The following is a 14,518-nucleotide window of genomic DNA, read 5'->3' on the forward strand; positions in this document are numbered from 1 at the left end:
CCCGACCCCATTCCGAACTCGGAAGTTAAGCCCTCCAGCGCCGATGATACTGCGGTTCTAACCGTGGGAAAGTAGGACGCCGCCAGATCATCTCTCAATACCAAAAACGCCCGCTTAGTTTGCTAAGTGGGCGTTTTTGCGTTTAAACGCTGAGTATGAAAGAAGAAACATTCTAGCGTGAAGACCTCCATTACTAAATGCGTGGAATCAACTCGTCCAGCAAAGACGAGAGGCGCGCGCTGATGTCCTTCCCCACGGAAATGATTTCTTCAAGAGAAGTCGGTGCCATGCAGTCTGGAAGGTTTTTGTTCGTGAGACATGATAGGCCAATGATTTCCATGCCCATCTGTTTGGCGGCGATGGTCTCCAAGACCGTGGACATGCCGATGGCATCCGCGCCGAGTCGGCGAAACATTCTGGTTTCAGCTGGGGTTTCCAGGCTGGGACCGAGAATCCCGATGTAAACTCCGTCTTGAAGCCGTTGGCCCAATTGGAGTGCGGTAGAGTGGGCCAAGGCGGCCAGCCGTGGAGAAAAAAGTTGACTCATGTCTGGGAAAAGGGGCTCACCGTAGTTGAGGCCGACTAGCGGGTTGCGTCCCGTAAGATTGATCTGGTCGCTTATGACCATGATTTCTCCGGGTTGGCAAAGAGGGTTGAGGGCACCGGCTGCGTTGGTTATGATAATTTTTTTGACCCCCAGCAGCCCCAAGGTGCGTAAACCAAAACAAACTTCATCCGGCGTATAACCCTCGTAGAGATGAAAGCGGCCCTGGAGGGCCAATACGGGGACATTCCGGACTCGCCCCGCGCAAAACCTGCCAACATGACTTTCCACGGTGGCTTTGGGGAATCCTGGGATCTGCTTATAGTCGATGGCGAGAAAATCATGTAGAGATTCTACCCATTGACCAAGACCGGTCCCGAGGATAATGCCAACCGGAGCTTGTTGGTAAGAAATGAGACGTGAGGAAAGGGCTTCGGCGGCTGTACGCTCTCGTGCGAATACGTTTGTGGCCATGTTTGTAGTAGCTCCTGTTGCGCTTCATTTTACGGATTTTTGGAGGTTTGTATAGTTATCGTGCGCATCTACGACCTCGTCCAATTCATCTTGATCATAAGGGACGGAAAAAGCAATGGATAAAACGACACTATTTGGTATCATTGCCGGCACGTCCTTGATCATGGCCGCAATTATGCTCGGTGGCGCCATAGACTCCTTTCTTAATGTTCCCGGATTTATGATCGTGGTCGGTGGAACTTTGGCCGCCATATCCGTCAACTACCCCTTTCACGACATTGTCCAGGCGCATGCGGCGGCCTATAAAATTTTTATTTCGCGTAAGGTGCGTGAGATTGACGTTGTGAATACGATGGTCAAGATAGCTGATATCAGCCGCAGGGAGGGATTGCTGGCATTGGAGAATATCAAAACCGAAAATTTGATTCTCAAAAAGGCTTGCCAGCTGATCGCCGACAACGCCGATCCGATGATGATTCGCGAGATGTTGGCTATCGAAATTGCATCCTTACGACGACGTCACCACATTGTGCAAGATGTTTTCAAGCGAATGGGGGCGTATGCCCCTTCCTTTGGAATGATTGGAACATTGATCGGTCTCGTGCAGATGTTGGCTTCCCTGCACGACCCGTCATCCATCGGCCCGGCAATGGCCGTGGCCTTGCTGACGACATTTTATGGAGCCATGATGGCCAGCTTGTTGTTTTTGCCGATTGCTGGAAAATTGCGGAGCCGGAGCCAGGAGGAAATTCTCCATCTGAACATTATTTTCGAGGGGGCGAAATGCATTCTCGAAAATAATAATCCCCGGCTCGTCTACGAAAAACTCTCCTCTTTCGTTCCTCCCAAGGATCGTCGCAGTGAACGCTGATTTTCAAACTTCATCCCAAAACATCTCGAGCTTGGAGTCCGAACTCGACGAGAATGGTGAGGGTGAAAAAGACTGGATGGTGACATTCACGGACATGTGCTTGTTGCTCCTGGTTTTCTTTATTTTGCTTTTCACCATGTCTACTTTTGACGACAATCGTTTTGAGGAGACCTTTTACTCCGTGCGCATGGCTTTGGGTGATGCCATGGGGGGGACGCTTGGAGCGGATAGAATCCCCGCCGAGGACATCGGCGTGTTTATTGATCAGGCGATGATGCACAGGCAGGTAGTTGAAAATCAGCGCCGCATTTTTTCAGATTTCCGGTACTACCAAAATACCAAAGGGTTGGAAGGAGTTGTCGGGGCCGTATTTGATGAGGGAACGATTACTTTGCGGGTGCCGGGGGATGTTTTATTCGGGCTGGGTCAGGTCAACTTGACTCCCGAAGGGCGGCGCGTCATTGCGGAACTCAAGGATTTCTTTATTCGCTATCACGATCAAACCATTAATATTCGAGGGTTTACGGATGACATTCCCCCCCGAAGCGGTGGGCGATTCGAGGACAATTGGGAAATATCCGCCTTGCGTGCCGTTAACGTCCTACGCTATCTTATGGAGCTGGGCATTGAGCCGGTGCGGCTGACATCCACGGGGTTGGCGGACATGTATCCCCTTTTTCCGAATACCACGGACGACAATCGAAGTAGAAACAGACGAGTTGATTTCGTCTTGGAGAAGCGCATTGGGAATTGAGCTGCTTGAGTTCTCGGTAGAGTATCCGAGCGATGGTCGCCATGATTATCAGCGAAGGGCCGTTCGGGTTCACCTGCCGGGACTCATGATTTGGGTTCCGGAGCGGGAAACGTTCTACCCCGTTGTCGATCTGAGTACATTTAGTCTGGCCTTCAAGGACGAGGCAAAATCTTTTCAGATCGGGCAAACTGTGACGGTGGACGTGCATGTTCATGGAAAAGCCTGGGTTGAAGGGCTGGAAGCCAGAATCGTCAAGATCCGGGATGAAGTTCTGGTGGCATGTACGTTTCAGAACATGACCAGACACCTGGAGCAACGCATGGACAAGCTCAGCCTGGAAATCCAAAAAAGATGGATCAAGATTCGTAAACTTCAGCAACAGCAGGGCGAGGATGAAGCAAACACGAGCCAAACATAAAATTCTCATCGCCAATCGTGGCGAAATTGCGATTCGGATCATCCGGGCTTGTGAACAGCTTGGCTTGGATTTCGTCTGCGTCACCACCAAGGAAGACGTGGCGTCCGGGCATTGCCGTCTGGCCTCGGAATTGGGCGGTGAACAGGCCTTGTACAGAATTAGTTCCTATTATGACCCCAATGAAATGTTTTCGGTGGCGGACGCTTCCGGGGCCACCGCCATCCATCCAGGATACGGCTTTTTCGCCGAGGATCACCGGTTTGCCCGCCGCGCCAGCGAGCGAAGCCGTCCGTTGGTTTTCATCGGACCATCCTGGGCCGTGATTCGGGATCTCGGGGACAAGATCAATACCAAGCGCTTGGCCCGGAGCCTGAACATCCCGACCATTCCCGGTTCGGATCGCCCTTTATACGATGAGATCGAGGCCGAGAGCATTGCCGAGGCCCTCTTCTCATTCCAAGTGGACCAGGGCGTACATAGGCCGGTGGTTCTGGTTAAAGCCTCCGCCGGAGGCGGGGGCATGGGCATTGAGGAAGTCAACGATCCGGACAAATTTCGTGCTACCTTTCGTCGGGTGCGCAACTACGCCAAAAGACAGTTTCGAGACGAAGGCGTACTGGTGGAGCAACGCATTTTTGACTTCAACCACCTTGAAGTGCAGATCGTGGGTGAACGCTCTGGGACGAACATCGTCCACTTCGGCACGAGAAACTGTTCGGTACAAAGTATCGGGCGGCAAAAGCGGATTGAAGTCGCTCCGGGTTTCACCCCGCAATTCGTGACGTATGCCTTTGATGCCGGTGAGGTGCTTGATTCCATCATTAACCATTCCCTGGCCATGGCCAGGGAGGTCCGCTACGACAACGTTGGCACATGGGAATGGATCGTCACGCCGAGCGGGCAGCCGTTTTTGCTGGAAGTGAACACCCGTATCCAAGTGGAAAACGGAGTCAGCGCCACCATCTCCAGGCTTCCGAGTAAGAAGCAGGTCAATTTGATCGCGGAACAGATTCGCTTGGGACTGGGCGAACCCATGGGATATGCTCAGAAAGACATTGTGTTCGGCGGTGTCGGGATCGAGTACCGGATCATCGCCGAGGAACCGGACAACAAGTTCGCGCCCTGGGTCGGGCGGATCGAGCGTTTTTTCTGGAAAGACGAGCCCTGGACTCAGGTCTTCACGCACGTGCCCACGGACAGGCCGTACGACATTCCCACGGAGTACGACCCGAACTTGGCCTTGGGTATTGTCTGGGGGGAGACGCTGCACCAAGCGCGGGAGCGGGGGCAGGCGTTTCTGGACAGTCTGGTATTGGAAGGTCAAGATGTCAAAGGTGAACAGCTCCAGTCCAACATCGATTATTTACGTAAAAAAACAGACATGTTGTTGATGTTTTAATTTTTCCACTTTTATTGTTCCCACGGATGCAAACGACGTAAAGTTAAAACGCCTTTTGTCCATGTTGCACGTAGGCATTCCGTGGAAGGGGCGATCGTCCGCGGGATCTGGGTTCGCCATGATGTGGTCGGCGAATCCAGTGGTTCCTCGGAAGCCGACTTGAGAGGTCCAGACAGAGGATGTGTCTCTCCGTACAGCCGAAGACTCAGTTCAAGCACTGATCCCGCCAACCTTCATCGATTTTTTTGAGAATAGACCGTGATGGATATAGATAAAACCATTTTTGATTTGCGTGAGCGGCTGAAATACATTCAGGATATTTTTGGCCCGAAAGAGAATGAGAATGTTTTGCTTTTGCGGGCCAAACTTCAGGAGTTCGAGGAGCAGTTCCCCAAGCTGGATCCTTCAGATCAGATCCGGCAGGCCTCTTCACTTGAGGATTTATTCGGTTTTCTGGAAAAAAAACTGGAACGGCAACTCACGCCCATGGACAGGGTTCGAATCGTTCGGCACCCTCAGCGGATTTCTTTGAAGGACATTCTGGAGCACGTCTACGACAACTACACGGAAATTGGTGGTCAGGACGAGTACAGCGTGGATCCTAGCATGTTGATCGCCAGAGCCTACATCACCCGGCGGGTGGGGAACAAGGTCTTCAACCAATCCGTGATGGTCATTGGTCAGGAGAAAGGTCACGGCCAGGAGTTCCGCAACGGCGGTTCGGTCAAGCCCTGGGGGAACGCCAAGGCCTTGCAGTACATGAAGGTCGCCGAGACCGAGAACATCCCCATCCATGCCTACGTGAACACGCCTGGGGCCTTTCCCGTCGAGGATTACCCCGGAGCGGCGCAGCAGATTGCCCGGAATATTTACGAAATGGCCGGGTTGCGGGTTCCCGTGATCGCCATTTTCTCCGAGGGCGGGTCCGGAGGTGCGGAGGCCATTGGGTTGGCCGACGTGCGGCTGATGCTTTCCCACGGATATTACTCGGTCATTTCTCCGGAGGGCGCGGCGGCCATCGAGGGGCGTATCAGGCAGGGGCAGCGTGTTCCATCGGATTTGGTGGAAAAGTGCGCGAAACAGCTCAAAATTACCGCTGAAGACAACCTGGCCCTGGGGCTTGTGGACAGGATTATCCAGGAGCCGGTGTTGGGAGCACGGACGGAGCATTTTGATTTTTTCCGGACGCTACGCCAGGAAGTGATCAACGCCACGGACGAGATTGTCTTGCGGGTTCGGGGGATGAACTACTTCCGGGCCAAGGCCGTCATGCGGCAGAAGAAGTCTCCCGGAGCCAACGCCGAGAATATTTTTGTCCGCTGGAAGCTCGGCGGAGCTGCTCGAGAACGATTGCTCTGGAAGCGCTACCAGCGCTTTATGACCATGAGCCAGCATGCCGTATTGGACCGGCGCTCTCTGGGGCGAAGGGTCTATGACTATGGGATGGATCTGGGGTGGTCGGTCTATTCCTTTTTCAAGTACGATTTCTGGCGCAAGCATCAAAAGAAGGTAACCCAGGTGGCCGAAGACGTGGGAGCCGAGTTTCAGGTGGTGCTGAACAAGTGCTTCGCGCCCATTAAGCGGATCAAGGGCTCCCTGACCGGGAGCGAGGGAGATGGGGGCGGAGATCAGTGCCAGTTGACCCAGCTTTCTCGTTGGGAAGAGCGCGAGGCGGAGCCGAAAAAGGAGTATCTCAGTCCCAAGGCCAAACAGGACGTGACCATCACCTGCCCTAACACGCCGATTCACGGCTGTCTGGACATGTGGGCGCCGGACCTGTTCGGCGAGTGGGCCGGGGTCTGCATTCACTGTGGGCATCATTTTTCAATGGAATATGAATGGTATCTGCGCAACGTGTACGATCCGGATTCCATCAGGGAATTCAATGCCCAGATCGAGGCCAAGAATCCTCTTGGCTATGAGGGCTTGGACCTGAAATTGGAGGAAGCCAAGCGTAAGACGGGGTTGAAAAGTTCGTGCATGACCTTCGAGGCCACCATCAACGGAGTGAGCGTGGTCACGGCCATGCTCACGGCTGGCTTTCGAGGGGGCTCGGTGGGGGCGGCGGAAGGTGAAAAATTCATCCGCGCTGTTGACCGGGCGCGTAAAAAGCATACTCCATTCATAGCCTACGTCCATGGCACCGCTGGAATTCGCATTCAGGAAGGGACACTGGGCGTTATCCAGATGCCTCGATGCACCATGGCCGTCCGGCGTTACCTGGAAGACGGTGGACTGTATCTCGTGGTGTATGACACGAACTCCTATGCCGGTCCCGTGGCCAGTTTCCTGGGGTGCTCGCCGTATCAGTTCGCGATCCGTTCCTCCAGGGTCGGCTTCGCCGGTCCCGGTGTGATTCAGGAAACCACTGGCATGCCAGTGGAGCCGCATTATCACGGCGCGTATCAGGCTTTGTCGCGTGGACACATCCAAGGGGTCTGGGATCGCCGGGAGATGCGCAAAAACGTATATCAGGCCCTTCTGACCGTGGGGGGAAGGAATTTGTATTATCGCTGATCGTCGACGGTCTCGGCCTTCAGCTTTGCCGGGGCCTTGCGTGGATACGGGAAAAACGTGGAAGTTGGGGGTGCTGATTGCTGAATATAACCGAACTACTGGATGAGATTAAGGCTTCTCCGTTCGAGGAAGTCGTCATCACGGCTCCGCATACCGGGATCGTGGAGTTCGCGGTGGACGCTCCGGGGGGGAACGTCGTCGGTCCGTCCGGAACGTGGCGTGAAAAGCCAGGCACGTTGCTTGCCCGTCTGGATCGGGAAAAGAACAAGAAGCCGATTCACGCCGCGTTGAAAGGCGTAGTCGAACATGTGCATACGGAATTGGCGGGACGGTTCGTTGAGGCCGGAACGCGGCTGATGACCATTCGGCATTTTCTCAGCAAAGAGGAAGTGTTGGATCGACTGTTGCGGAAGACGTTGCATCTGTTCAACGCGCCGGAACGAGCCAAGTATTATTTTCGACCGGATATAGACATTAAGGTGAAGTCCAAAGGGTGTCAGTCCGTGGAAGTCCGGCCGGACATGGACCTGTTCATCGTTTCGCGGATGAAGCGGGAAAGTCAGTTGAACTACGTCGGGCCGGAGGGCATCATCTATGCCGTGTATTTCGAGGCCAACCAAAACGTCGATGCCGGAGCTCCCCTGATAGGCGTCTGCCGCAAGGATGAGCTTTCCGCTATTCAGGACGTGGTCAGCCGGGTTCAGGGCGAGTGGGTGGAGCAGGACTGATTTCTCGCCGGAGCGGATCTACCCGCATCAAGACAAAGAGAGGAAATCCATGGGAAAAACTTTACTGGTTCGCGTCAGCGCGGCCACGCATGATCCGGATGACGTGTTCCGTCGATGGCCGGAGCTGAGCAGGCTGGCTTGGGGCGAGAAGCAAAACGCCGATTTGAAGGACGTCGGGGTGCGGCAATTGACGGACGTGCTGGAAGATAAATGGAAGTTTGGGGAAGATTGGCCCCGTGATCTCAAAAATTTTCTGGCAAGGGATGTCGTAGCCCTGGGGGAGATGGATCGGCGCTTGGAAGATGCCTTGGCCGACCGTCGAGCCGATGTGGCCGACCGGATCACCTATGAACTGGAAGATGCCCTGGACGAACTGGAAGGCTTGATCAAGAAGCAGGCCTTTGTGACACCATAGGAGGAATCATGAGCGGATCGCTGAATAAAGTCATTCTTGTCGGCAGGCTCGGGCAAGACCCGAAACTTGCCTATACCCAGAGTGGACAGCCGGTGGCCAATTTCACCATGGCCACGGACGAGTCCTATACGGACAAGGACGGCCAGAAGGTGGAGAAGGCGGAATGGCACCGGGTGGTGGTCTGGGGCAAGCAGTCCGAGTTCGTGGGGAACTACCTGACCAAGGGCCGACTGGTGATGGTGGAGGGCAAGCTTCAGACCCGTAAATGGCAGGACCAGCAAGGTCAGGATCGATACACCACGGAAATCGTGGCCCAGCGGGTCCAGGCCATGGATTCCAAAGGCCAGCGCACCGAAGAGGCCCCCATGCCCGATGACCGCCACTCTCCGGAACCCATGGCTCAGCCTTCGGAAAGCGGAATGGATGAAGTGCCGTTCTGATTTATATAGTCACTGGAATCCACAAAGCCCCGGACGATGTAATGTCGCCGGGGCTTTGTCGTTGGCGTGTTCGTCGACGCACTCTTTCAGGGCGGCATTGTGGACGGTAGTTCCCGTCGAATTGCCGGATGTCGGCCCCGATCCGTTTACGTCAACGCAAAATTGCGATCCTGGTTTCCGGGCCATAGCCGGTTACGGCTGTTTTGCCCCACCCGCCGGGTTTGACCTCGTTGCCCGGCCTCAACTCGTAGTCTTTGCCGTCGCCCTCGGACGTGACCCAGGCCCGACCGCTGAGGCAGACCACGCGCACCCGTTTTCGTCCGGCAATGGTGGCGATTTGTCGGTCGCGCAAGGTGATTTCCACGGGGCGTCTGGCCAAAAATAGTCCGGCAAGAACCAGTATGTCGCCGCCGAGAATGGTTATCCGTTTCCGTAGCCCTTGCAACACCCCTGTTTCCATGCTCGGCGTGTCAATTCGACCCGCGCATCTCCCCGTGACCATGGTCGTCCTCCTGGAGCTGAAGATTTCTCCGTAATATTTTCCGCTGGGCGTGGTCCGCGCTTGACCCGTCGCGGTGAGGAGAGATAGACCCTGAAAACTGTTTCATGAACAGATACAGAAAAAGAGGAAAATGGTCATAACAGTTCTGCGGCGAAGGAGAAGCGAGATGGATATGATGCGAACGACTTCCGAGCAATTTCGGTATGTTGCCGTTGAAAAGCAAGTCATGGAACAGATCGAACACGGCGTGCTGCGCCCTGGGGACAAGCTGCCTTCGCTCCGCAAGCAGAGCAGCAGGCTCCGTGTCAGCCTGGCCACGGTGAATCAGGCATATTTGGAATTGGAGCGCAAGGGCGTGGTTGAGGCTCGGCCAAAGTCCGGCTTTTTCGTGCGATCCGGCTTTCGCGGCACTTTGGAGTCGCCCTGCCGCACCCCTTCGGATCTCGTGCCCACCAGTGCCACTCGAGGCGAGTTGATCCGCACGGTATTCAAGGGCGTGGGACGGGAGGACATCCTGCCGTTCGGCGTGGCCACCATCGGCCAGGAACTGTTGCCCATCAAGGCGCTTAGTCGGATACTCATTTCAATGGTTCGCGAAATGCCCATGGCCGCGGCGCAGTACGAGCCCATTGAGGGGGACCCGGAACTGCGAAGGCAGATCGCCCTGCGTGTCACGGAGGACGGCGTCTCGTCTCGTGCCGAGGAAGTCATCGTCACCTCCGGTTGCCAGGAGGCTTTGAACATCGCCCTGCGCGTTTTGACCAGGCCGGGGGACATTGTGCTCATCGCGGCCCCGGCTTACTACTGTTTTCTGCATTTGCTGGAAAACCTGGGGCTCCGGGCCGTGGAAATCTCCTCCTGCCCTGAAAACGGGATTAATCCCGAAGACGTACGCCGAGCCGTGACCTTGCACGACGTCAAGGCCTGCATTTTCAATCCCAATTTCAACAATCCCGACGGCTCGCTCACCCCGGACGAGGCCAAGAAGGAAATCGTTTCCATCCTGTCGAAAAAGGACATCCCGTTGATCGAGGACGAGGTCTACGCGGACATTTATTTCGGACCGGTCCGCCCCTTGAGTTGCCGGGCGTTCGACTCCAAGGGGCTGGTCATTCAGTGTTCTTCGTTTTCTAAGACCCTGGCTCCGGGCTATCGCGTGGGCTGGATCATGCCCGGTCGGTATTTCACCAAGGCCTTCGAGGTCAAAGCCACCACCAACATCTGCTCGGCCACACCGACCCAGCGGGCCGTGGCCGAGTATCTCCGGGCCGGGCAGTACCAGCGGCATCTCAAGCGACTGCGCGGCGGCATCGAGGAACAAATGCGGCATATGCACTGCCTTATCGCGCGGTATTTTCCAGAAACCACCCGGGTTACCCGCCCCACCGGAGGGGCCGTGCTCTGGTTGGAGTTGGCTTCGAGCGTGGATTCGGTGAAGTATTTCTATCGTGCCCTGGAAAAGGGCATCGGCGTGGCCCCGGGCGTGGCTTTTTCCAGCCAGGACAAATTCAGCAATTACATCCGGCTCAGTTGCGGTCATGCCGTTTCCCAGGATCTGGAGGCGGGGATTCAAGTTCTGGGCGAACTGGCCCGGAGCATGGGGACGTAGAAATCCTTGAGTCTGGAGCGGAGGGCTCGATATGCTTCCGTGAAGCAGAGAGATGGAAGGATGCCTTGCCTAAAAAACAGCGCACGGTCGCGAGTCGAGCAGGATGCAGCGCCAGGACGTTATTCAGCTTGGGCAGGTGAACTGCAAATCGGTGGAGGCAAGCTGCTTCAGCCCTGCATTCGGTATCCTTGACGCGGAGGGCTTGCTCAAGCAAGTATCCGGCGGCCTGACTGTGAAATGTGGTGCGCTGAACAATGACCACCTGCGTTTCGTCCAAGAACGGCTCTGTTCCGTTCGACGCGGGTAAGTGCGCCGTTGTGCGATTAAATCACCGTTGAACCTTCAACCGGCATTGCTTTCATTGCCCCCAGATAACACCATGCGCGAAATCATTCTCATTCAATTGACCGGTACGGATCGGGACGGGCTTTTGGCCGGGATGATGGATCAGTTGGCCGCGTCAGGGACGACGGTCCTGGACATCTCGCAGTCCGTGATTCACGAAGAATTGTCTTTGGGTGTGTTGGTGGAAGTGCCCCGGGAAAATCAGGCGTCGCCCGTGATCAAGGACTTGTTGTTTTGGGCTTACAACCTGGGTCTGACCCTCAAATTTTCGCCGGTTTCCGAGGAGGACTACGAACACTGGGTCGGCCAGCAGGGGCGTCGGCGGCACATTGTGACCCTCCTGGGCCGGACCTTGACGGCCGAGAATCTGGGTCGTCTGGCCCGGGTGATCACGGACAACGGCCTGAGCATTTTCGGCATCACCCGCCTTTCCGGGCGCAGATCCCTGGCCGATCCCGCGGCCATGCCCCGGACCTGCGTGGAATTTTCCGTGCGTGGCACCCCGGCGGACATCTCGGCCATGCGCGCCGCTTTTCTGGAGCTGTCCCGGGAACAGGGCATCGACATCGGCTTCCAGGAGGACAACGCCTTTCGCCGGATTCGGAGGCTGGTCTGCTTTGACATGGACTCCACCCTGATCCAGGCCGAGGTCATCGACGAGTTGGCCAAGCGGGCCGGGGTGGGCGAGGAAGTCGTGGCCATCACCGAGGCGGCCATGCGCGGGGAGCTGGATTTTTCCCAGAGCCTGCGTAAGCGGGTGGGCCTGCTGCGAGGGCTTCCGGAGTCCGTGCTGGAGGAGGTGGCCGCGACCCTGCCGCTGACCGAAGGGGCCGAACGGTTGATCCGCACCCTGAAAAACCTGGGCTACACCATCGCCATTCTGTCCGGGGGCTTTACTTATTTCGGCCGGCGTCTGCAAGAGCGGCTGGGCATCGACTATCTGCACGCCAACGAACTGGAAATCCGGGACGGTCAGCTTACCGGCGGGCTGGTGGGCGAGATCGTGGACGGTCCGGGCAAGGCCCGCCTGCTCAAGGAGATCGCGGCCACGGAGCACATTTCCCTGGCCCAGGTCATTGCCGTGGGGGACGGGGCCAACGACCTGCCCATGCTGGACGTGGCCGGGCTGGGCATCGCCTTTCACGCCAAACCGGTGGTCCGCCGCGGCGCGGGGCAGGCGATCTCCAATATGGGACTGGACGGAGTGCTCTACTTTTTAGGGTTGCGGGACAGTGAAACCATGGAGGAGTTGGCGGCTCAGGAGTGATCCGATCTGAAACCATATAGTAATGATGCTGCCGGGGTCGGAGTCGGTATCGGTATCGGTATCGAAAACGATGGGATGCGTTCAAAATTCTTCCTGTTTCGATACCGATACCGACCCCGACCCCGATTGCCGGAGCAAGAGCAGACACAAAATGTGCTGAAGAGTTACGATTGTCTTACAGTTCCAGCATGCCCCGGATGCCGGTGAATATGATCTGAGCGGAGAGGGCGGAGAGGATCAGGCCGGTGATTTTGGAGAGGATGGTCAGGCCCAGGCGGCCCACGACCCGTTCGATGGTGTTGGCGGCCAGCAGCATCAGGCCCACGGACAGGCTGGCGCAGATGAAGGCCCCGATGCTGATCAGCCGTTCACCCAGCGTGTCCACGCCAGCGCCGATGACCAGCAGGGCGCCCACGGTGGCCGGACCGATGGTGATGGGAATGGCCAGGGGGACCACGCTGATGTCGCCGTCCGCTTCCTGGGTCGGCTCGACCCGGGTGCCCCGGACCAGGGACACGGCGGAGAGGAAGAGCAGGGCCCCCGCGCCGATGCGGAAGGCGTCCAGGGTGATGCCGAAGACGTTGAAGATGGCGTTGCCGGCCACCGAGAGGATACACCCGGTCACGGTCACGGCCAGGGCGACCCGCCGGGCCAGGCGTCGGCGTTCGGGAATGGCCAGTTCCTTGGTCATGGACAGGAAGGCCGAGAGGACGAAAAAGGGCGTGAGCAGGAAAAAGAGCTTAATGTACACGCTCACGAACAGGTTCAGATTTTCGGTCATGACATCAGGCGCTGATCGGGATGACGTAGAGCAGGATCGCGAAGAAGTGCATCACGCTGCCGGCCAGGACAAACAGGTGCCAGATGGCGTGGTTGTGCGGCAGACTGCGCCAGACGTAGAAACCAATCCCTCCGGTGTAGGCCAGGCCCCCAAGGGCCAGCAGGAGCAGCCCGCCGGGGGCTACGGCGTGCAAAAGCGGCTTGGTGGCCGCGACCACGGCCCAGCCCATGCCCACGTAGAGAAGCACTGAGAGCACCCGGAAGCGACGCCACGGTGTCAGTTGGAGCACGATGCCCAAAACGGCCAGCCCCCAGATCGTGCCGAACAGGGACCAGCCCCACGGCCCGCGCAGATTGACCAGGGTGAAGGGCGTATAGGTTCCGGCAATGAGCAGGAAAATGGCGCAGTGATCAAAGATTCGGAGAACCTGTTTGGCACCGGGGTGCGTGATCCCGTGGTACAGGGTGGACGCCGTGTACAGCAGGATCATGGTGGCCCCGAAAATGCTGCAACTGACGATGTGCCAGGCGTCTCCGTATCTGCTGGCCAAACCGGTCAGAACCGCGAGGCCGGCGACGGAGAACAGAATCCCCACGCCATGGGTGATGCTGTTGGCGATCTCTTCACGCAGGGAGTATCTTCCAGATATATTCTGGGCAGATATATTCTGGGTGGATATGTTCTGGGCGACCATGGGAATCTCGCTTTTTGTCGAGGTTGTCGGGATCGCGACCATTTTGCGGAGATTTCAGGTAATGGCGTGAGTTGCGCCGGACTTCCTGGCGATGCGATGAGTTCGTCTCTACACCTTTTGCTCCACATCCGCAAAGCAGGGAATGCAGTAGGTTTCGCCGGCGAAGCGGCGGGTGCGGGATTCCATGGTTGATTCGCCGCAGGCCGAGCAGGTCAGGCTGTCCAGGATTTTGGCCGACCGGGGAGCGGGTTGGGCCGGGGCGGCCACGGTGAACAGGTCGTCCAGGGGGGCCTCGAAGACGCGTTGACGAGCTTGAGCCTTGAGCGACTTGGCCCGGTGTTGCTCGTCCTCCGAGGCTGTACCGGCGAAGACCTTTTTCATCAGATCACGCAGTTCTTGGCCTTCCGGACCCATGGCCTCGCGGTGGAACACGGCGCGCAGGGCCTTGTTGTCCGTGGTCCGGTAGAAGGAAAAGGCCGTCTTGCCCAGGTCCTTGTGGATCAGATTCCCCTTTCCCAGAGTGCAGCCGGTGAGCACCTGAATGCCGTCCACCCCGCACATGTCCGTTTCCACCACCGCTATGATCGGGATTTCGTCGTTGTGCCCGAGTTCCCGCAGGCAAAGCTCCGCGGCCCGCAGGCCGATCCACAGTCCCGGACATTCATGGCCGTGAAAGGATACGGCCCGGTCGATTTGCTCCTGGGTCAGAGTGCAGTTGGGCATTTTCTATTTTCCTGTTTTTGGGTCGTTGGAGAAAAAT

Annotated in this window: 15 protein-coding genes and 1 rRNA gene; 11 read left to right on the forward strand and 5 right to left on the reverse strand. The window is 56.9% G+C overall.

From position 1 onward, the window contains the following. Positions 1-88, forward strand: a 5S ribosomal RNA gene (rrf, locus tag C6366_RS14345); the annotation flags it as partial. A gap of 105 nt (positions 89-193) precedes the next feature. Here the strand turns inward: rrf and C6366_RS14350 are convergent. Further along, positions 194-1,018, reverse strand: a complete 825-nt coding sequence (locus tag C6366_RS14350) for a purine-nucleoside phosphorylase (RefSeq protein ID WP_107739073.1) — start codon at positions 1,016-1,018, stop codon at positions 194-196. 115 nt (positions 1,019-1,133) lie between these two features. Here C6366_RS14350 and C6366_RS14355 point away from each other — a divergent pair, with 115 nt between their 5' ends. From C6366_RS14355 to C6366_RS14390, 8 genes are all read left to right on the forward strand, one after another. Next, positions 1,134-1,889: a motility protein A gene (locus tag C6366_RS14355; RefSeq protein ID WP_107739075.1), complete on the forward strand. Its 756-nt coding sequence runs from the start codon at positions 1,134-1,136 to the stop codon at positions 1,887-1,889. Beyond that, positions 1,879-2,643 carry a flagellar motor protein MotB gene (locus C6366_RS14360; RefSeq protein ID WP_233248514.1) on the forward strand — a complete coding sequence of 255 codons (765 nt, stop codon included), beginning with the start codon at positions 1,879-1,881 and terminating at the stop codon, positions 2,641-2,643. The genes C6366_RS14355 and C6366_RS14360 overlap by 11 nt, the downstream gene beginning before the upstream one ends. An 85-nt stretch (positions 2,644-2,728) precedes the next feature. Continuing rightward, the gene (locus tag C6366_RS14365) at positions 2,729-3,061 is read left to right on the forward strand and encodes a hypothetical protein (RefSeq protein WP_146164873.1); all 333 of its coding nucleotides are present in this window, start codon (positions 2,729-2,731) and stop codon (positions 3,059-3,061) included. Further along, complete coding sequence (locus tag C6366_RS14370) at positions 3,036-4,460, forward strand: biotin carboxylase N-terminal domain-containing protein (protein WP_107739079.1); 1,425 nt, start codon at positions 3,036-3,038, stop codon at positions 4,458-4,460. Before C6366_RS14365 ends, C6366_RS14370 begins: the two co-directional genes overlap by 26 nt. Positions 4,461-4,721: 261 nt before the next feature. After that, entirely contained in the window at positions 4,722-6,977 is a 2,256-nt protein-coding gene (locus C6366_RS14375) for a carboxyl transferase domain-containing protein (protein WP_107739080.1), read from the forward strand. A 77-nt stretch (positions 6,978-7,054) separates the two neighbouring features. Next, positions 7,055-7,705, forward strand: a complete 651-nt coding sequence (locus C6366_RS14380) for a biotin attachment protein (protein ID WP_107739082.1) — start codon at positions 7,055-7,057, stop codon at positions 7,703-7,705. Between the two features lie 49 nt (positions 7,706-7,754). Then, complete coding sequence (locus tag C6366_RS14385; RefSeq protein WP_107739084.1) at positions 7,755-8,120, forward strand: hypothetical protein; 366 nt, start codon at positions 7,755-7,757, stop codon at positions 8,118-8,120. 8 nt (positions 8,121-8,128) lie between these two features. Then, positions 8,129-8,560, forward strand: coding sequence for a single-stranded DNA-binding protein (locus C6366_RS14390; protein ID WP_107739087.1), 432 nt, complete (start codon positions 8,129-8,131; stop codon positions 8,558-8,560). 151 nt (positions 8,561-8,711) lie between these two features. Here C6366_RS14390 and C6366_RS14395 read toward each other — a convergent pair whose 3' ends face one another. Then, a complete protein-coding gene (locus C6366_RS14395) occupies positions 8,712-9,062 on the reverse strand; it encodes a DUF2917 domain-containing protein (protein WP_107739089.1) in 351 nt (116 codons plus the stop codon). Positions 9,063-9,228: 166 nt separating this feature from the next. On the opposite strand from C6366_RS14395, the gene C6366_RS14400 reads away from it, so the two are divergent. Then, the gene (locus C6366_RS14400) at positions 9,229-10,671 is read left to right on the forward strand and encodes a PLP-dependent aminotransferase family protein (protein WP_107739091.1); all 1,443 of its coding nucleotides are present in this window, start codon (positions 9,229-9,231) and stop codon (positions 10,669-10,671) included. Between the two features lie 379 nt (positions 10,672-11,050). Continuing rightward, positions 11,051-12,283: a phosphoserine phosphatase SerB gene (gene serB, locus C6366_RS14410; protein WP_107739095.1), complete on the forward strand. Its 1,233-nt coding sequence runs from the start codon at positions 11,051-11,053 to the stop codon at positions 12,281-12,283. A 175-nt stretch (positions 12,284-12,458) separates the two neighbouring features. Here the strand turns inward: serB and C6366_RS14415 are convergent, their stop codons facing one another. The 3 genes from C6366_RS14415 to C6366_RS14425 form a co-directional block, all read right to left on the reverse strand. Continuing rightward, on the reverse strand, positions 12,459-13,064 hold the full coding sequence (locus tag C6366_RS14415) for a MarC family protein (RefSeq protein WP_107739098.1): 606 nt from the start codon (positions 13,062-13,064) through the stop codon (positions 12,459-12,461). 4 nt (positions 13,065-13,068) lie between these two features. Beyond that, a complete protein-coding gene (locus tag C6366_RS14420; RefSeq protein WP_107739100.1) occupies positions 13,069-13,758 on the reverse strand; it encodes a hemolysin III family protein in 690 nt (229 codons plus the stop codon). A 108-nt stretch (positions 13,759-13,866) separates the two neighbouring features. Beyond that, on the reverse strand, positions 13,867-14,481 hold the full coding sequence (locus C6366_RS14425) for an FmdE family protein (RefSeq protein ID WP_107739102.1): 615 nt from the start codon (positions 14,479-14,481) through the stop codon (positions 13,867-13,869). Between the last annotated feature and the right edge of the window lie 37 nt (positions 14,482-14,518).

Source organism: Desulfonatronum sp. SC1 (assembly GCF_003046795.1).
Classification (GTDB): domain Bacteria; phylum Desulfobacterota; class Desulfovibrionia; order Desulfovibrionales; family Desulfonatronaceae; genus Desulfonatronum.